The following is an 18,442-nucleotide window of genomic DNA, read 5'->3' on the forward strand; positions in this document are numbered from 1 at the left end:
CCCGGGTGGCAGGTGCGCTCGGCCCCCCTTTCGCGTACGGTTGACGGCTGCCCGATGCACGTCAGAAGGGGGCCTCGGTGGCCGCGCAGGATGCCGCTGTCGATTCGTTGCGGGACCGGGAAATCGGAGTCGAACAAGAACATCTGGACCGGGTCTACCGCCGTCTCGAAGAGAAGATCGACGAGGCGGAGTTTCTCATGCAGGACGCCAGTAAACGGGGCCAGGTGGGCACCCCCGGGGCCCTCGCCGAACGCGATGCGCAGGTCTTCCGCGCCGGCGTCCACCTCAACCGGCTGAACAACGAGTTCGAGGACTTCCTCTTCGGGCGGATCGACCTGCTGCGCGGCAAGGACGGCGAACGCGGCCCGGACGGCGCCTTCACCTCCGTGGAGACGGCCGACGACGCCGTGGGGGAGGACCACACGGCCGAGATCGCGGAGACCCTCCACATCGGCCGCATAGGAGTACTCGACTCCGACTACGCGCCGCTGGTGATCGACTGGCGCGCGCCGGCCGCCGCGCCGTTCTACCGTTCGACGCCGAAGGAGCCCGGCCGGGTCGTACGCCGACGGGTCATCCGCTCCAAGGGCCGCAAGGTCCTCGGGGTCGAGGACGACCTGATGCGCCCGGAGCTGACCGCCCGGCTGAAGGGCGACGAACTGCCCGTGATCGGTGACGGCGCCCTGATGGCCGCGCTGGGGCAGGCCCGCAGCCACACGATGCGGGACATCGTCTCCTCGATCCAGGCCGAGCAGGACCTGGTGATCCGCGCGCCCGCCGCCTCCGTCACCGAGGTGTCGGGCGGCCCCGGTACGGGCAAGACGGCGGTGGCCCTGCACCGGGCCGCGTACCTCCTCTACCAGGACCGGCGGCGGTACGCGGGCGGCATCCTCGTCGTCTCGCCCACCCCGCTCCTGGTCGCGTACACCGAAGGCGTACTCCCCTCGCTCGGCGAGGAGGGCCAGGTCGCGATCCGCGCGGTCGGATCGCTGTCCGACGAGGCCGCCGGGGTGGAGGGCGCGACCACGTACGACGAGCCCGCCGTCGCCCGGATCAAGGGCTCCTCCCGGATGCTCCACGTGCTGCGCAAGGCGGCCCGCGGGGCGCTGGAGCAGCCCGCGCCCCGGCCCGCCCCCCAGGAGGGCCAGCTCGAGTTCGGCGCGGCCCCCGCCGAGGCGGGCACCCCCACCCGGCTGCGGGTGGTGGCCTTCGGCGCGCGCGTCGAGCTGGAGGCGGACGAGCTCCGGCGGATCCGGCACAACGTCCTCGGCGGCACCGCGCCGGTCAACCTGCTGCGCCCGCGCGCCCGCAAGCTGCTCCTGGACGCCCTGTGGAACAAGTCCTCGGGCCGGGGCCGCTACACCGACCCCGAGCTGGTCGCCGAGCTGCGTTCCTCGTTCGACGAGGACGTGTCCACCGAGACCCCGTTCCTCGCCTTCCTGAACGCCTGGTGGCCGGAACTCACCCCTCGCCGGGTGCTGGCCGCCATGTCCGACGAGCGCCGGCTGAACCGGTGGGCGCGCCGCATCCTCAACCAGGGCGAGGTGCGCCGCCTGGCCCGTTCGCTGAGGCGGCTGGACGAGGACGGCAAGGGCCCGCTCTCCGTCCACGACGTGGCGCTCCTGGACGAGCTGCAGACCCTGCTGGGCACTCCGGCCCGCCCGAAGCGGAAGCGGGAGGCCGACCCGCTGGACCAGCTCACGGGGCTGGAGGAGCTGATGCCGCAGCGCGAGGAGACACAGCGGGAGCGGGCCGAGCGGCTGGCGGCGGAGCGTACCGAGTACGCCCATGTCATCGTCGACGAGGCGCAGGACCTGACGCCGATGCAGTGGCGGATGGTCGGCCGCCGCGGCCGGCACGCGACCTGGACGATCGTCGGTGACGCGGCGCAGTCCTCCTGGTCGGACCCGGACGAGGCGTCCGCGGCCCGTGACGAGGCGCTCGGCAACCGGCCGCGACGCCACTTCACCCTCACCGTGAACTACCGCAACCCGGCGGAGATCGCCGAGCTCGCGGCCAAGGTGCTGGCGCTGGCCATGCCGGGGATGGAAGCCCCGGCGGCGGTCCGGTCGACCGGTGTCGAGCCGCGCTTCGAGACGGTGCGGGACGGGGACCTCGCCTCGACCGTCCGTGAGGAGGCCCGCAGGCTGCTCGCGGAGGTCGACGGCACCGTCGGTGTGGTCGTCGCGATGAACCGCCGTGCCGAGGCCCGTGCCTGGCTGGAGGAGCTCGGCGAGCGGGTCGTGGCGCTGGGGAGCCTGGAGGCGAAGGGCCTGGAGTACGACGCCACGGTGGTGGTCTCCCCCGCGGAGATCGCCGACGAGTCCCCGGCGGGGCTGCGGGTGCTGTACGTGGCACTCACCCGTGCGACGCAGCAGCTCACCGTGGTCTCGGGGGAGCGTGACATGCCGGACGCGGACGGTGTCCCCGACCTGCTGAGGGACTGAGGGGGCGGCGGCCGGCTCCCGCGTGCCGCCGTACTTCTCCGAGTCGGCCCGTCGCGCGGGAATCACTTCTCCGGGGTCTTTGTTAGCCTGGAGACGGCACCGGCTCGATCCAAGCCCCCGGGCCCAACCTTAGTCGCTTCGAGCGACCACTTGCCGCGAGGCGAGCATGGCGGGCCGGTGTCATCTGACCGGTAGAAGACAGACCCGCGTCACCTGTTGGTGGCGCGGGTCTGTTTCTGTTTCGCCGGGGCATCCGGCCTGCTCGGGTGCTCTCCGGGGTTACGCAGGACGCCTACTTCTCGTATGGTGGAAATAACTTTCCGAAAAGTGGCAGTCATTACCTGCTACCGGCCGGTAGGTGCAACGATCGGAACGCACGTGCGGGGCTCAGGCCCCCTCTGCGTGCGGCAATGAAGCTCAGAAAAGCGAAGGACTCGGCCATGGCAACGGCGCCCAGCGTCTCGTACTCGATGACGGTCAGGCTGGAGGTGCCCGCGAGCGGCACAGCGGTCTCCCAGCTCACCACGGCCGTGGAGTCCTCCGGAGGATCGGTCACCGGCCTCGACGTAACCGCTTCCGGCCACGAGAAGCTGCGGATCGACGTCACGATCGCGGCCTCCTCGACCTCGCACGCGGACGAGATCGTCGAAGGTCTGCGCGACATCGAGGGCGTCGTCCTCGGCAAGGTCTCCGACCGTACGTTCCTGATGCACCTCGGCGGCAAGATCGAGATGGCGTCGAAACACCCCATCCGCAACCGTGACGACCTCTCGATGATCTACACCCCGGGTGTGGCGCGGGTCTGCATGGCGATCGCGGAGAACCCCGAGGACGCCCGCCGCCTGACCATCAAGCGGAATGCCGTCGCGGTGGTCACCGACGGCTCGGCGGTGCTCGGTCTCGGCAACATCGGCCCGATGGCGTCCCTCCCGGTGATGGAGGGCAAGGCGGCCCTCTTCAAGCGCTTCGCCGGCATCGACGCCTGGCCGATCTGCCTGGACACGCAGGACACCGACGAGATCGTCGCGATCGTCCGTGCGATCGCCCCGGGCTTCGCGGGGATCAACCTGGAGGACATCTCCGCCCCCCGCTGCTTCGAGATCGAAGCACGGCTGCGTGAGGCCCTGGACATCCCCGTCTTCCACGACGACCAGCACGGCACCGCGATCGTCGTCCTCGCCGCACTGACCAACGCGCTGCGCGTGGTGGACAAGTCGATCGGTGACGTACGGGTCGTCATGTCCGGCGCCGGCGCGGCCGGCACGGCCATCCTGAAGCTGCTCATCGCCGCGGGCGTCAAGCACGCGGTCGTCGCCGACATCCACGGTGTGGTGCACGCGGGCCGCGAGGACCTGGTGGACGCCACCCCGGACTCGCCGCTGCGCTGGATCGCCGACAACACCAACCCCGAGGGCGTCACCGGCACCCTCAAGGAGGCCGTCGCCGGCTCCGACGTCTTCATCGGCGTCTCCGCCCCGAACGTCCTGGACGGCGCCGACGTCGCTGCCATGGCGGAGGGCGCGATCGTGTTCGCGCTCGCGAACCCGGACCCCGAGGTGGACCCGGCGATCGCCCGTGAGACGGCGGCCGTTGTCGCCACCGGACGCTCCGACTTCCCGAACCAGATCAACAACGTGCTGGTCTTCCCGGGTGTCTTCCGCGGACTGCTGGACGCTCAGTCCCGCACCGTCAACACGGAGATGATGCTCGCCGCCGCGCGCGCCCTCGCCGACGTCGTCGCGGAGGACGAGGTGAACGCGAACTACATCATCCCGTCGGTCTTCAACGACAAGGTCGCGGGTGCCGTCGCGGGCGCCGTCCGGGAGGCCGCGAAGGCGGCCGGAGTCGCCGAGGCGGCGTCCGACCCCGCGTAGGACGCGGCCCGGCCCGCCACAGCCGTCCACGGGGGCCGACCACGGCTCCCGCTGACGGTGCCGTAGCTCACGTCCGGGCGCCCCGTACGGCGCGTCGCGGGTCGCGGCGTCCCAAACGCCCCTTTAGGGTGGGCGGGCAGCGAGCCCCACAGGCCCGGCATCCGCTGCGGACCGCTCCAGGGAGTCGACGGAACGTCATCACGGGCATGCGGTGGTGGTTTTCGTGTGACGTCGGAGGGTTCCGGATTGGCGTTAGCGCCGCAGGTGGGGGCAGGATGCGTATTCGGGCGCGAGGGTCTGACATCAGACCCGGGTCCGGGGACTGTCAGAGGGCCCTGGCAGCATCGGCTTCGATCTCACGCCTCACAGGCAAGAAGAACACGGGAGTACAAACATGAACCGCAGTGAGCTGGTGGCCGCCCTGGCCGACCGTGCCGAGGTGACCCGCAAGGACGCCGACGCCGTTCTGGCCGCCCTCGCCGAGACCGTCGGCGAGATCGTCGCCAAGGGCGACGAGAAGGTCACCATCCCCGGCTTCCTGACCTTCGAGCGCACCCACCGTGCCGCTCGCACCGCTCGCAACCCGCAGACCGGCGACCCGATCAACATCCCGGCCGGCTACAGCGTGAAGGTCTCCGCGGGCTCCAAGCTCAAGGAAGCCGCCAAGGGCAAGTAAGGCCTCTGAGGCAGCAAAGAAGGGCGGCCGTCCTGACCAGGACGGCCGCCCTTCGGCGTACCCGGAGCCCCGCAGCCTCGCGCACACCCCCTCACGGGCGCTGTGAGGCGGGCTGCGGGGCTTCCACACCCCCTGACGGCCCCGGGACAGGCCACCCGCCCCGTACGGCCCTGTGCGGGCCGTCTGTGGCACCGGTCGTGAACGCCGGGCGACGGACAGCGGAAAAGTCCGCCGCCCCGGTCCCTCGCGGGGGCCGGGGCGGCGGACTGTGGTGCGGGGGTGCGGGGTTGCGCAATGCTGTGTGCGGCAGCACCGTGCGCGCGCCGGAGCGCGTCGGGCGGCGGGTCAGACGAGTGAGCCGCCGGGCAGTTCGACCTTCGCCCCGAGCTTCTCGAGCTTGTCCATGAAGTTCTCGTAGCCGCGGTTGATCAGGTCGATGCCGTGCACCCGGGACGTGCCCTGGGCCGCCAGAGCGGCGATCAGGTACGAGAACCCGCCGCGCAGGTCGGGGATGACCAGATCCGCGCCCTGGAGCTTCGTGGGCCCGGACACGACCGCCGAGTGCAGGAAGTTCCGCTGGCCGAAACGGCAGTCGGAGCCCCCGAGGCACTCGCGGTACAGCTGGATGTGCGCCCCCATCTGGTTGAGCGCCGAGGTGAAGCCGAGCCGGGACTCGTACACCGTCTCGTGGACGATCGACAGGCCTGCGGCCTGCGTCAGGGCCACGACGAGCGGCTGCTGCCAGTCCGTCTGGAAGCCGGGGTGCACGTCCGTCTCCAGGGCGATGGCGTTCAGCGCGCCGCCCGGGTGCCAGAAGCGGATGCCCTCGTCGTCGATCTCGAAGGCGCCTCCGACGCGGCGGAAGGTGTTGAGGAACGTCATCATCGAGCGCTGCTGGGCGCCGCGCACGTAGATGTTGCCCTCGGTCGCCAGCGCGGCGGACGCCCAGGAGGCGGCCTCCAGGCGGTCGGGGATCGCCCGGTGGGTGTAACCGTCGAGCCTGTCGACCCCCGTGATCCGGATGGTCCGGTCGGTGTCCATGGAGATGATCGCGCCCATCTTCTGCAGTACGCAGATGAGGTCCTCGATCTCCGGCTCGACGGCCGCGTTGGACAGCTCGGTGACGCCCTCGGCGAGGACGGCGGTCAGCAGCACCTGCTCGGTGGAGCCCACCGACGGGTACGGCAGCCGGATCTTCGTACCCCGCAGCCGCTGCGGAGCCTCCAGGTACTGGCCGTCCGCACGCTTCTCGATGGTCGCGCCGAACTGGCGGAGCACCTCGAAGTGGAAGTCGATCGGCCGTCCGCCGATGTCGCAGCCGCCGAGCCCCGGGATGAACGCGTGGCCCAGCCGGTGCAGCAGCGGGCCGCAGAAGAGGATCGGGATGCGCGACGAGCCCGCGTGGGCGTCGATGTCGGCGACGTTCGCGCTCTCGACGTGCGACGGGTCGAGGATGAGTTCGCCCGGCTCGTCGCCGGGACGGACGGTCACGCCGTGCAGCTGCAGCAGCCCCCGGACCACCCGCACATCGCGGATGTCGGGCACGTTGCGGAGCCGGCTGGGCCCGCTGCCGAGCAGCGCGGCGACCATTGCCTTCGGCACCAGGTTCTTGGCGCCTCGGACGCGGATCTCGCCCTCCAGCGGGGTGCCGCCGTGGACAAGCAGGACATCGTCTGTGCCGGTCATGTATCTCGCGTTCCGGAGTGGTCGGGCAGGGGGCCATCAAAAGGGTAATGGCCGCCGACCCCCCTTCCGTAAGGCACCGGGGGACATACGAACGTCATGAATGCGCCACAACACGCTCCGCTTCTCCGGCCTCGCGGAGGGTCACCGTCCGCGAGGACCGTCGGGCGGGCCAGGGATCACGCTCTCCCCGTGCGCCTGTGCTGCGTCCGTGCGCCTGAGCTGCGGACGGACGTCGTCCGGAACCGGGCGGGCCACTCGGCCCCCGCGGAGGGCGAAGATGCGGGATCATCTGTGCCATGACGGAGGTGTCCTCGCTCACAGGACGGCTGCTCGTGGCCGCACCCGCCTTGGCGGACCCGAATTTCGACCGTGCGGTGGTGCTGCTCCTCGACCACGACGAGCAGGGCTCGCTGGGCGTGGTCCTGAACCGCCCGACCCCGGTCGGTGTCGGGGACATCCTGGAGTCCTGGGCCGGCCTGACCGGCGAGCCTGACGTGGTCTTCCAGGGCGGCCCGGTCTCGCTCGACTCGGCGCTGGGTGTGGCGGTGATCCCGGGGGACGAACGGTCTGCCGCGAGCTCCGGACACCGCTCGAGCAGGGGAGACCCCATCGGCTGCCGCCGGGTGCACGGGGCCATCTGCCTGGTGGACCTGGAGGCCCCGCCGGAGCTGCTGGCGGCGGCGCTCGGCTCGCTGCGGATCTTCGCCGGATACGCGGGCTGGGGGCCCGGTCAGCTGGAGACGGAGCTGACGGACGGCGCCTGGTACGTGGTCGAGTCGGAGCCCGGCGACGTCTCGTCGCCGCACCCGGAGAACCTCTGGCGTGCGGTTCTGCGGCGACAGCGCAGCGAACTGGCGATGATCGCGACGTATCCGGACGACCCTTCGTTGAACTGATGCGCGGAGCAATTCAGTACGCTTGGCAGTTATGAGCACTCTTGAGCCCGAGCGCGGGGCAGGTACGGGGACCCTCGTAGAGCCGACACCGCAGGTGTCGAACGGCGACGGTGACCACGAGCGCTACGCCCATTACGTCCAGAAGGACAAGATCATGGCGAGTGCCCTGGAGGGCACTCCCGTGGTGGCGCTGTGCGGCAAGGTCTGGGTCCCGGGCCGCGACCCCAAGAAGTATCCGGTCTGTCCCATGTGCAAGGAGATCTACGAGTCCATGGGTGCCGGTGGCGACAAGGACAAGGGCAAGGGCGGCAAGGACAACAGCGGCAAGAAGTAGCCGCGCCGGCCTTTCGTTCCTCTTCCTGTTTCCCGATCACCCGATTCTTCCGATTGCCCGGATTTCCTGATCTCGATTCCCGGCCCCCGGTGTGCGCGGCGACGTGCGCCCCGGGGGTCGTTCGCATGTCCTGTGCCGGCGTGTGCGTTGCACGGGCTGCACCGCGTGGTCACAGAGTGGTTGAGACCACTTGTCGGCGTGCGGGGCCGCCCTTAGTCTCCTGCAAGTTGTGCAGAACGAAACGCGCGTTGCATGGAATGCAACGGATGACCGGTAGGGGTCCCGGATGAAGCTTTCTGCCCGAATTGCCGCCCCGGCCGCAGCTTTTGTGCTGGCGGGCCTCGCCGCCACCGGCTGTGCGCCGCAGACCTCGGACACCGGCGCCGAGGGCGACGAGAAGACCGGGACGCTCCGCGTCTGGCTCTTCCAGGAGGTCGGCAACAAGCCCAAGGAGAAGGTCGTCGACGCGGCGATCGCCGACTTCGAGAAGTCGCACGAGGGGGCCGAGGTCGAGGTCGAGTACATACCCGTCGACACCCGGGCCCAGCGCATCAAGGCCGCCTTCAACGACCCGAAGAGCGCTCCCGACCTCATCGAGTACGGCAACACCGACACCGCCGGATACGTGAAGGACGGCGGACTGGCTGATGTCAGCAAGGAGTTCGCCGCCTGGGACGAGGCGAAGGACACCGACCCGACGGCCAAGCAGTCCGTGACGGTGGACGGCCAGGTGTACGGGGCGCCGCTCTTCGTCGGCGTACGGGCGCTGTACTACCGCACCGACGTCTTCGAGGACCTGGGCATCGAGCCCCCGAAGTCCCAGGACGAGCTGATCTCCACCGCCAAGAAGATCCACCAGAAGAAGCCCGACCTGTACGGCCTCGCGGTCGGCGGCGCTTACACCTACGGTGCGATGCCCTTCATCTGGGCGCACGGCGGAGAACTGGCCGACGAGACCGGTGTGACCTACGAGTCCGCCATCAACAGCGAGAAGGCCCGCAAGGGCATCGAGGCCTACACCTCGCTCTTCGGCGACGACAACTGCCCGGCTGCCAAGTGCGCGGCCATGGGCGGCAACGCGACCGTCACCGCTTTCGCGTCCGGCAAGGCGGCCATGGCGATCGGCGGCGACTTCAGCCACGCGGCGGTCGAAGCGGGAGCGGTGAAGGGCAAGTACGCGGTCGTGCCGCTGCCCGGCGTGAAGAAGGACTCGATCGCCCCGGCCTTCGCCGGCGGCAACAACATCGGCGTGCTCCGCAGCAGTTCGCACCGCACCCTCGCGGTCGACCTCATGAAGTCCCTGACCGGCAAGAAGACGCAGGCGAAGATGTTCGACGCCATGGGCTTCCTGCCGACCTACACGGACGTGCTGGACACCGCCGCGGAGAAGGAGCCCTTCGTCGGACCCTTCGTCGAGACGCTCGGCGCGGGCGCGAAGTTCGTCCCGGCCTCCCCGGCCTGGGGCCAGATCGACGCCTCGCTGGTCCTGCCGACCATGTTCCAGGAGATCGTCAGCGGCCGTAAGGACGTGGCCGCCGCCTCGGACGACGCGGCGAAGAAGATGGACGCGGCGTTCGCCGAAGCGGGCTGACGATGACCGCCGACACCACCCTCCACAAGGCCCCCGCGGGCCCCGGGGCGAGCGGGGCTCCGGCCCGCACGCCCCGGCGCCGCCCGGCCTCACCCGCGCGGCGCTCCGGCTGGACCCCCTGGCTCTATCTGCTGCCCGCACTGGTCCTGCTCGGCGGACTCCTCGTCTACCCGATCTACCAGCTGGGCCTGATCTCCTTCCTGGAGTACACCCAGGCCCAGGTCAGCGGCGGCGAACCGACCACCTTCAAGGGCTTCGGCAACTACGCCACGCTCTTCGGTGACAGCCAGTTCTGGCAGGTGCTCCTCGCGACCGTGCTCTTCGCCACGGCCTGCGTGCTGGCCACCCTGTTCGTCGGCTGCGCCCTCGCCGTCCTGCTGACCCGGATCCGCGCCCTGCCCCGGCTCGCGCTGATGATGGCCGCGCTGGGCGCCTGGGCGACACCGGCGATCACCGGATCGACCGTCTGGGTCTTCCTCTTCGACCCGGACTTCGGCCCGGTCAACAAGGTGCTGGGGCTCGGCGACTTCTCCTGGACGTACGGGCGCTACAGCGCCTTCGCCCTGGTGCTCCTCGAAGTGCTCTGGTGCTCCTTCCCGTTCGTGATGGTGACGGTGTACGCGGGCATCCGCGCGATCCCCACCGAGGTGCTGGAGGCGGCCTCACTGGACGGCGCCTCGCAGTGGCGTATCTGGCGGTCGGTCATGGCGCCGATGCTGCGGCCGATCCTGATCGTCGTCACCATCCAGTCGGTCATCTGGGACTTCAAGGTCTTCACCCAGATCTACGTCATGACCAACGGCGGCGGCATCGCCGGCCAGAACCTGGTGCTCAACGTGTACGCGTACCAGAAGGCGTTCGCGTCCTCGCAGTACAGCCTCGGGTCGGCCATCGGCGTCGTGATGCTGGTGATCCTGCTGGCCGTGACGCTGGTCTATCTGCGCCTCGTACGGCGCCAGGGGGAGGAACTGTGAGTCCACGCGCTCTTCTGCGGGTACGCCGGCCCGGGAGGCTGGCCGCGGAGGCCGCGGCCCTCGTCATCGCCGCCGCGGTCGCCTTCCCGCTGTACTGGATGGTGCTCTCCGCCTTCAAGCCGGCGGGCGAGATCCAGTCCACCGAGGCCCGCCCCTGGACCCTGGCCCCGTCCCTCGACTCGTTCCGCCGGGTTTTCGAACAGCAGGAATTCGGACGTTATTTCCTCAACAGTCTGGTCGTCGCCGGCACGGTCGTCATCGCCTCCGCGCTGATCGCCTTTCTGGCCGCGACGGCCGTGACGCGATTCCGCTTCAAATTCCGCACGACCCTGCTCATCATGTTCCTCGTGGCCCAGATGGTGCCGGTCGAGGCGCTGACCATCCCGCTGTTCTTCCTGATGCGGGACTTCGGCCAGCTGAACACCCTGGGCGCGCTGATCCTGCCGCATCTGGCGTTCTCGCTGCCGTTCGCGATCTGGATGCTGCGCGGCTTCGTCAAAGCCGTCCCGGAGGCACTGGAGGAGGCCGCCTACATCGACGGGGCGAGCCGCACCCGCTTCCTGTGGCAGATCCTCTTCCCGCTCGTCTTCCCCGGGCTCGTGGCGACCAGCGTCTTCTCCTTCATCTCCACCTGGAACGACTTCCTGTTCGCGAAATCGTTCATCATCAGCGACACATCGCAGTCGACGCTGCCCATGGCGTTGCTGGTCTTCTTCAAACCCGACGAGAACGACTGGGGAGGGATCATGGCGGCCTCGACGGTGATGACCATTCCCGTGCTGGTCTTCTTCGTCCTCGTACAGCGACGCCTGGTCTCCGGACTCGGCGGAGCGGTGAAGGACTGACATGCATGACCTGATCCCGGCGCCCGCGCGCGCGGACGGCGACGACCTCGGCGGATTCCTTCTCGACGCGGCCACGACACTCACGGCGGGACCCGGCACCGAGAGCACGGAACGCTGGCTGCGCGCCACGCTCGGGGCCGCCTTCGGCCTGCCGCTCGGTCCGGCGGCCGCGAGCAGCGAGAACACCGTCGACCTGCGCATCGACTCCACACTGGAGCCCGAGGGCTACCGGCTGGACGTGGAGCCCGTCCGGGGGGTGAGGATCACCGGTGGCAGCGCCGCCGGCGTCTTCTGGGGCGCGCAGACCCTCCGTCAGCTCCTCGGCCCCGAGGCGTTCCGCAGGGCACCGGTGCGCTCCGGTGCCGAAAGGCGCGTCCCCCTCATGGAGATCGAGGACGGACCGCGCTTCGGCTGGCGTGGTCTGATGCTCGACGTGGCACGCCACTTCATGCCCAAGGACGGCGTGCTGCGCATGCTCGACCTGCTGGCCGCACACAAGCTGAACGTCTTCCACTTCCACCTCACCGACGACCAGGGCTGGCGCGTCGAGATCAAGCGCCATCCCCGGCTCACGGAGAGCGGCGCATGGCGCGCACGCACCAAATACGGCCACCGCGCCTCGGAACTGTGGGACGAGACACCGCACGGCGGCTTCTACACCCAGGACGACATCCGTGAAATCGTCGCGTACGCCGCCGAGCGGCATATCCGCGTCGTCCCGGAGATCGACATCCCGGGCCACTCGCAGGCAGCGATCAGCGCATATCCGGAACTGGGCAACACCGATGCCATCGATACCTCCGCGCTTTCCGTGTGGGACACCTGGGGCGTCAATCCGAACGTACTCGCCCCCACTGACACCACCCTGCGCTTCTTCGAAGGGGTCTTCGAGGAACTGCTCGACCTGTTCCCCGCCGACACGTCGCCGTTCATCCACATCGGCGGCGACGAATGCCCCAAGGACCAGTGGAAACAGTCCCCGACGGCGCAGGCCCGCATGGCCGAACTCGGCCTCGCGGACGAGGACGAACTCCAGTCCTGGTTCATCCGTCACTTCGACCGCTGGCTGACCGCCCGGGGCCGCCGCCTCATCGGCTGGGACGAGATCCTGGAGGGCGGCCTCGCCGAGGGCGCCGCCGTGTCGTCATGGCGGGGCTACGCGGGCGGGATCGCCGCCGCCGAGGCCGGGCACGACGTCGTCATGTGCCCGGAGCAGCAGGTGTACCTGGACCACCGTCAGGACGGCGGCCCCGACGAACCGATGCCCATCGGTTTCGTCCGCACCCTCGAGGACGTCTACCGCTTCGAGCCCGTGCCCCCCGGCCTCACCGAGGCGGCGGCCGGACACATCATGGGCACCCAGGCCAACGTGTGGACCGAGGTCATGCAGAACCGGGACCGCGTCGACTACCAGGTGTTCCCGCGACTCGCCGCCTTCGCCGAGGTCGCCTGGTCACCACTCCCGGCCCCCGGTGAGCGGGACTTCGCCGATTTCGAACGAAGGATGAACAGTCATTACACCCGGCTCGACGCGCTGGGTGTCGACTACCGTCCGCCCGCGGGTCCACGGCCGTGGCAACGTCGGCCCGGCGTTCTGGGTCGCCCGATCGAGGGTCCGCCCCCGACCGTGTGACGACCGGCTCGTCCGTCGGCCGGGGGAACCCGATAAGTCGTACGAACGCGTCGAAGGGTGGCAATTCGCACGTCTGGCAAAAAGCCTGCCAAAGGTGACTTTTCCCCTGGTCATGGAGGGAAACACCCTTCGTGGACCCTCGCGTCGGACAGCCTGGAAGATGTGCCAGAGTTGCCACGTCCCGGCCGTGAGCACGTACCGTACGGCGGACAGGCGGGACTGCCGGGACACCGGGAAGGGGCAGCTGGGTTGACCACGCACGCACCGCAGGCGATGCAGTCGGTGACGCTCCCGACCTCGCTCGACGAGGCCGTGGCGGCTCTCGGCGCCATGCCCGCCGCCGTTCCTGTGGCCGGCGGCACAGACCTCATGTCGGCCGTCAACAAGGGTTTGCTGCGCCCCGCGGGGCTGGTCGGCCTCGGCCGGATCAGCGAGCTGCGCGGCTGGCACTACCAGGACGGCCACGCGCTGCTCGGCGCCGGTCTCACCCACGCGCGCATGGGGCGGCCCGACTTCGCCGCGCTCATCCCCGCGCTGGCCGCCTCCGCGCGTGCCGCGGGGCCGCCCCAGATCCGTAACGCCGGGACGCTCGGCGGCAACATCGCCACCGCGGCCCCGACCGGTGACTCCCTGCCCGTCCTGGCCGCGCTGGAGGCGGAGCTGGTCATCGTGGGCGCCGAGGGTTCCCGCCGTGAGATCCCCGTCTCGCACCTGCTGGCGGGCCGCGAGATGCTGGAACCCGCCGAGCTGATCGGCTTCGTTCGCGTACCGCTGCTGCACGCCCCCCAGGTGTTCCTCAAGGCGACCGGCCGCACCGGCCCCGGCCGCGCCACCGCCTCCGTCGCGATCGTCCTGGACCCGGCCCGGCGCGGGGTGCGCTGCGCGGTCGGCGCGATCGCCCCGATGCCGCTGCGGCCCCTCGAGGCCGAACGCTGGATCGCCTCCCTGATCGACTGGGACGGCGAACGCGGCCTGGCCCCCGACGCGCTGGCCGCCTTCGGCGAGTACGTCGCGGCGGCCTGCATCCCGGACCAGGCTCCACCGGACGACGGGGGAGAAGCACCTCCGCTGTCGCCGGCCGTCCTGCACCTGCGGCGCACGGTCGCCGCGCTCGCCCGACGCGCACTGGGGAGGGCACTGTCGTGAGCAATGAAGAGAACCCCGAGCAGCAGCACGGGAGGCCCGACCCGTACGCCGGCTGGCAACAGACGCCCCAGAGCGGGGAGTACGACGCCGAGGCGACCGCCTTCGTGCATCTGGCGCCGGAGGACCTCGCCGGCCTCGGGGGCGATCCGCTGGCCGCCCCCGGCCACAGCTACGTGCCGCCGATGATCCTGCCGCTGACCCCGGCCGCGGGGCTCGACCCGGCGGTGACGGGCAGCTGGGTCCTGCAGACGCAGAGCCAGCAGGAGCGGGAGGCCGGTCACTCGCCGGGCGCGGAACCGGGGCCGGAGGCGGTGCACTGGCCGGACCCGAACCAGCAGCCGGACCCGAACCAGCAGCCGGACCCGAACCAGCAGCCGGACGCGAACCAGCAGCCGGACCCGTACGGACAGGACCCGTACGGACAGGACCCGTACGGGCAAAATGCGTACCAGCAGGTCCCGTACCAGCAGGCCCCGTACCAGCAGGTCCCGTACCAGCAGGTCCCGTACCAGCCGCCCTACCCGGACGCGTCGCAGTACGGGCAGACGTCGTCCACGACGGCCCAGTGGAACTTCACCGAGGCCGTTCCCCCCGCACCCGAGCCCGAGCCGGTCCCCGAGCCCGCAGGTCACACCGGCCAGTGGACGATCCCGGTGGCGGACGGCGACCTCCCGGAGGAGTCCGGCGAGTTCGCGGCCTCGGCGATGACGTCCCAGTGGTACGCGGACACGCCTCCGGCCACGCTGCCCGGCGGAGCGCCCGCGCCATGGGCGACACCGGAGCCGGCCCCGGACCCCCTGCCTGCCGCGTCCGAGGCCCCGCACGAGCTCTCGGAGCCGGTGGATTCCCAGGAGGCCATGGAGGAGGTTTCGGCGCCCTCCGAGGCCGTCGTGGAGCCCGTCGGTGAGCCGGCCGAGTCCCCGGAGGCCCTGGCGGCCGAGGTGCCCGAAGCCGAGGTGCCCGAAGCCGAGGTTCCCGCAGCCGAGGGGGTCGAGGAGCCGGAGACCGAGGCGCCCGCAGGCGAGGCCGGAGCCGGCATCGAACCCGGCTTCGACGCCGCTCCTGAACTGGCCCCCGAGCCCGAGCCGGCTCCCGAGCCCGAGCCGGCCCCTGAGCCCGAGCCGGCCCCTGAGCCCGAACCGGCCCCCGAGCCCGTACAGGTCTCCGCACCCGAACCGGCCGCCGAGCCCGAGCGGGAGCACGGGCCGGTGCCCACCGAGGAGCCCGCTGCCGCCGCCGTACCGAGCGGCACCAGCGACCACCCCTCGGCCTCGTACCTCCTCCACGTGAACGGCGTGGACCGCCCCGTCAGCGACTCCTGGATCGGCGAGTCGCTCCTGTACGTGCTCCGGGAGCGCCTCGGTCTCGCCGGCGCCAAGGACGGCTGCTCCCAGGGCGAGTGCGGTGCCTGCAACGTCCAGGTCGACGGACGCCTCGTGGCCTCCTGCCTGGTGCCCGCCGCCACGACGGCGGGCAGCGAGGTCCGTACGGTCGAGGGCCTCGCGGTGGACGGCGAACCGTCCGACGTCCAGCGGGCCCTGGCCGAGTGTGGGGCCGTCCAGTGCGGCTTCTGCATCCCCGGGATGGCCATGACCGTCCACGACCTCCTGGAGGGCAACCACGCCCCCAGCGAGCTGGAGACCCGGCAGGCCCTGTGCGGCAACCTCTGCCGGTGTTCCGGCTACCGGGGTGTGCTCGACGCCGTACGGGACGTCGTCGCGGCCCGGGAAGCGACCGCGGAGGCGATGGCCACCGCTCCGGACGGCGACCAACCGCGCATCCCGCACCAGGCCGCCCCCGGCGAAGGCAGCGTCCACGCTCACGAGGGAGACGTCCGGTGACCACCGCGTCGTCCTCCGCACCACCGGTCATCCCCACCACCAGCCGCCTCGGCGGAGCGAACGACAAGGAGGCGGCGTGACCAGCGACGCAGCCACCGCGACCAGCACCCCGCGCACGACTCCGGCGCCCGAGGGCCCCGCCCCCGACCTGGAGCTGCCCGCGTTCGGCCTGGGTGCCTCACTGCCGCCCGCCGACGCCCGTGCCAAGACCGAGGGCACCTTCCCGTATGCGGCCGACCTGTGGGCCGAGGGGCTGCTGTGGGCCGCGGTGCTGCGATCCCCGCACGCGCACGCGCGCATCCTGTCGATCGACACGACGGCCGCCGCCGGTATGCCGGGCGTACGCGCGGTCGTCACGCACGAGGACATCCCCGGGGACGGCTCGTACGGCCGCCGGGTCGTCGACCGCCCCGTGTTCGCCTCCGAGCTCGTACGCCACCACGGTGAGGCGATCGCCGCCGTCGCCGCGGACCACCCCGACACCGCCCGGCTGGCCGCCGCGGCGATCGCCGTGGAGTACGAGATCCTCGAGCCGGTCACCGACCCCGAGAAGGCCTTCGCCGCAGAACCCCTGCACCCCGACGGCAACCTCATCCGCCACATCCCGCTGCGCTACGGCGACCCGGACACCGTGGGAGAGGTCATCGTCGAGGGCCTGTACCGCATCGGCCGTCAGGACCCCGCCCCCATCGGCGCGGAGGCCGGCCTCGCCGTGCCCCGCCCCGACGGCGGCGTCGAGCTCTACACGGCGTCCACCGACCCGCACACCGACCGCGACCTGGCCGCCGCCTGTTTCGGCCTGGATCCCGACCGGGTCAAGGTCGTCGTGACCGGTGTCCCCGGGGCGACCGGCGACCGTGAGGACCCCGGCTTCCAGATCCCGCTCGGCCTGCTCGCCCTGCGCACCGGCTGCCCCGTCAAACTGGCCGCCACCCGCGAGGATTCCTTCCTCGGGCACGCCCACCGCCACCCGACCCTGCTGCGCTACCGCCACCACGCCGACGCCGAGGGCCGGCTGGTCAAGGTCGAGGCCCAGATCCTCCTCGACGCGGGCGCGTACGCCGACTCCTCGTCCGAATCCCTGGCCGCCGCCGTGGCCTTCGCCTGCGGGCCGTACGTCGTCCCGCACGCCTTCATCGAAGGCTGGGCGGTCCGTACGAACAACCCGCCCTCCGGGCACGTGCGGGGCGAGGGCGCGATGCAGGTCTGCGCCGCCTACGAGGGCCAGATGGACAAGCTGGCGGCGAAGCTGGGCGTCGACCCCGTCGAGCTCCGCCTGCGCAACGTCCTCTCCACGGGCGACATACTGCCCACCAGCCAGACCGTGACCTGTCCGGCACCCGTCGCCGAACTCCTCGGCGAACTCCGCGACTTCCCGCTCCCCGCGCTCCCCAAGGACGGCCCGGAGGACGACTGGCTGCTGCCCGGGGGACCGGAGGGCGCCGGTGAGCCCGGTGCCGTACGCAGGGGCGTCGGCTACGCCCTCGGCATGGTCCACATGCTCGGCGCCGAGGGCGCCGACGAGGTCTCCACGGCCACGGTCCGGGTCCTCGACGGCGTCGCCACCGTCATCTGCGCCGCCGTCGAGACCGGGCAGGGCTTCACCACACTCGCCCGCCAGATCGTCCAGGAGACCCTGGGCGTCGAAGAGGTCCACGTGGCGGCGGTGGACACCGACCAGCCCCCTGCGGGCCCGGCGACGCACGGCCGCCACACCTGGGTCTCGGGCGGCGCCGTCGAGCGCGCCGCCAAGATGGTCCGGACCCAGCTGCTCCAGCCCCTGGCCCACAAGTTCGGCATGTCCACTGAACTGCTCCAGATCGCCGACGGCAAGATCACCTCGTACGACGGCGTGCTGTCCACGACGGTCATGGAGGCGATGGCCGGCAAGGAACTCTGGGCCACCGCCCAGTGCCGCCCGCACCCCACCGAGCCGCTGGACGAATGCGGCCAGGGCGACGCGTTCGTGGGCCTGGCCTTCTGCGCGGTCCGCGCGGTGGTCGACGTCGACATCGAACTCGGCTCGGTCCGGGTGGTCGAGATGGCCGTCGCCCAGGACGTCGGCCGGATCCTCAACCCGTCCCAGCTGGCGACCCGCATCGAGGCGGGCGTCACCCAGGGCATCGGCGCGGCCCTCACGGAGAACCTGCGCACCGCCCGCGGCCTGATCCGCCACCCGGACCTCACCGGGTACGCGCTTCCGACGTCCTTGGACGCGCCGGACATCCACATCGTCAAACTCATCGAGGAACGCGACGTGGTCGCCCCCTTCGGTGCCAAGCCGGCGTCGGCGGTCCCGGTGGTGACCTCCCCCGCGGCAGTGGCCTCGGCGGTCCGCGCCGCGACGGGCCGACCGGTCAACCGCCTCCCGATCCGGCCGCAGGCCGCGGTGGCCACCTCCAGGTCGTGACGGTCCGGGCGCGCGGTGTGACACCGATGGTGGCTACAGTGACCCGGAGACCGTAGTCGGCTGTATCCGGGGGAGGATGCTGTGCTGCC

At 71.1% G+C, this 18,442-nt stretch carries 13 protein-coding genes; 12 read left to right on the forward strand and 1 reads right to left on the reverse strand.

What is annotated here, in order from left to right; all coding sequences use genetic code 11:
* Positions 1–77 precede the first annotated feature (77 nt).
* The 3 genes from ACFYSH_RS18865 (at position 78) to ACFYSH_RS18875 (ending at position 4,997) form a co-directional block, all read left to right on the forward strand.
* Complete coding sequence (locus ACFYSH_RS18865) at positions 78–2,447, forward strand: UvrD-helicase domain-containing protein (protein ID WP_359471397.1); 2,370 nt, start codon at positions 78–80, stop codon at positions 2,445–2,447.
* Positions 2,448–2,887: 440 nt separating this feature from the next.
* A complete protein-coding gene (locus ACFYSH_RS18870; protein WP_388753765.1) occupies positions 2,888–4,321 on the forward strand; it encodes an NAD-dependent malic enzyme in 1,434 nt (477 codons plus the stop codon).
* A gap of 394 nt (positions 4,322–4,715) precedes the next feature.
* Positions 4,716–4,997: an HU family DNA-binding protein gene (locus ACFYSH_RS18875; RefSeq protein WP_003968811.1), complete on the forward strand. Its 282-nt coding sequence runs from the start codon at positions 4,716–4,718 to the stop codon at positions 4,995–4,997.
* 345 nt (positions 4,998–5,342) lie between these two features.
* Here ACFYSH_RS18875 and murA read toward each other — a convergent pair whose 3' ends face one another.
* On the reverse strand, positions 5,343–6,683 hold the full coding sequence (gene murA, locus ACFYSH_RS18880) for a UDP-N-acetylglucosamine 1-carboxyvinyltransferase (RefSeq protein ID WP_014155976.1): 1,341 nt from the start codon (positions 6,681–6,683) through the stop codon (positions 5,343–5,345).
* Between the two features lie 296 nt (positions 6,684–6,979).
* Here murA and ACFYSH_RS18885 point away from each other — a divergent pair, with 296 nt between their 5' ends.
* From ACFYSH_RS18885 to ACFYSH_RS18925, 9 genes are all read left to right on the forward strand, one after another.
* Complete coding sequence (locus tag ACFYSH_RS18885; RefSeq protein ID WP_359471393.1) at positions 6,980–7,579, forward strand: YqgE/AlgH family protein; 600 nt, start codon at positions 6,980–6,982, stop codon at positions 7,577–7,579.
* Between the two features lie 31 nt (positions 7,580–7,610).
* On the forward strand, positions 7,611–7,913 hold the full coding sequence (locus ACFYSH_RS18890; protein ID WP_042837321.1) for a DUF3039 domain-containing protein: 303 nt from the start codon (positions 7,611–7,613) through the stop codon (positions 7,911–7,913).
* A gap of 286 nt (positions 7,914–8,199) precedes the next feature.
* Entirely contained in the window at positions 8,200–9,504 is a 1,305-nt protein-coding gene (locus tag ACFYSH_RS18895; RefSeq protein ID WP_359471390.1) for an extracellular solute-binding protein, read from the forward strand.
* 2 nt (positions 9,505–9,506) lie between these two features.
* Entirely contained in the window at positions 9,507–10,478 is a 972-nt protein-coding gene (locus ACFYSH_RS18900) for a sugar ABC transporter permease (protein WP_359471388.1), read from the forward strand.
* A complete protein-coding gene (locus tag ACFYSH_RS18905) occupies positions 10,475–11,323 on the forward strand; it encodes a carbohydrate ABC transporter permease (RefSeq protein WP_388753770.1) in 849 nt (282 codons plus the stop codon). Before ACFYSH_RS18900 ends, ACFYSH_RS18905 begins: the two co-directional genes overlap by 4 nt.
* Before the next feature lies 1 nt (position 11,324).
* Entirely contained in the window at positions 11,325–12,956 is a 1,632-nt protein-coding gene (locus ACFYSH_RS18910) for a beta-N-acetylhexosaminidase (protein ID WP_359471384.1), read from the forward strand.
* Positions 12,957–13,205: 249 nt separating this feature from the next.
* Positions 13,206–14,102 carry an FAD binding domain-containing protein gene (locus tag ACFYSH_RS18915; RefSeq protein WP_359471382.1) on the forward strand — a complete coding sequence of 299 codons (897 nt, stop codon included), beginning with the start codon at positions 13,206–13,208 and terminating at the stop codon, positions 14,100–14,102.
* Positions 14,099–15,943, forward strand: a complete 1,845-nt coding sequence (locus ACFYSH_RS18920; RefSeq protein WP_388753774.1) for a 2Fe-2S iron-sulfur cluster-binding protein — start codon at positions 14,099–14,101, stop codon at positions 15,941–15,943. Before ACFYSH_RS18915 ends, ACFYSH_RS18920 begins: the two co-directional genes overlap by 4 nt.
* A 76-nt stretch (positions 15,944–16,019) precedes the next feature.
* Entirely contained in the window at positions 16,020–18,353 is a 2,334-nt protein-coding gene (locus ACFYSH_RS18925; RefSeq protein WP_359471378.1) for a xanthine dehydrogenase family protein molybdopterin-binding subunit, read from the forward strand.
* The last annotated feature ends 89 nt before the right edge of the window (positions 18,354–18,442 follow it).

This window comes from Streptomyces sp. NPDC005791 (assembly GCF_042871485.1).
In the GTDB taxonomy this organism is placed as follows: domain Bacteria; phylum Actinomycetota; class Actinomycetes; order Streptomycetales; family Streptomycetaceae; genus Streptomyces.

Excerpts from the sequence above, each read along its gene's own strand:
- ACFYSH_RS18870 (WP_388753765.1), top strand. The coding sequence starts at position 2,888 with ATGGCAACGGCGCCCAGCGTCTCGTACTCGATGACGGTCAGGCTGGAG.
- ACFYSH_RS18875 (WP_003968811.1), top strand. The coding sequence starts at position 4,716 with ATGAACCGCAGTGAGCTGGTGGCCGCCCTGGCCGACCGTGCCGAGGTG.
- murA (WP_014155976.1), bottom strand. The coding sequence starts at position 6,683 with ATGACCGGCACAGACGATGTCCTGCTTGTCCACGGCGGCACCCCGCTG.
- ACFYSH_RS18885 (WP_359471393.1), top strand. The coding sequence starts at position 6,980 with ATGACGGAGGTGTCCTCGCTCACAGGACGGCTGCTCGTGGCCGCACCC.
- ACFYSH_RS18890 (WP_042837321.1), top strand. The coding sequence starts at position 7,611 with ATGAGCACTCTTGAGCCCGAGCGCGGGGCAGGTACGGGGACCCTCGTA.
- ACFYSH_RS18895 (WP_359471390.1), top strand. The coding sequence starts at position 8,200 with ATGAAGCTTTCTGCCCGAATTGCCGCCCCGGCCGCAGCTTTTGTGCTG.
- ACFYSH_RS18900 (WP_359471388.1), top strand. The coding sequence starts at position 9,507 with ATGACCGCCGACACCACCCTCCACAAGGCCCCCGCGGGCCCCGGGGCG.
- ACFYSH_RS18910 (WP_359471384.1), top strand. The coding sequence starts at position 11,325 with ATGCATGACCTGATCCCGGCGCCCGCGCGCGCGGACGGCGACGACCTC.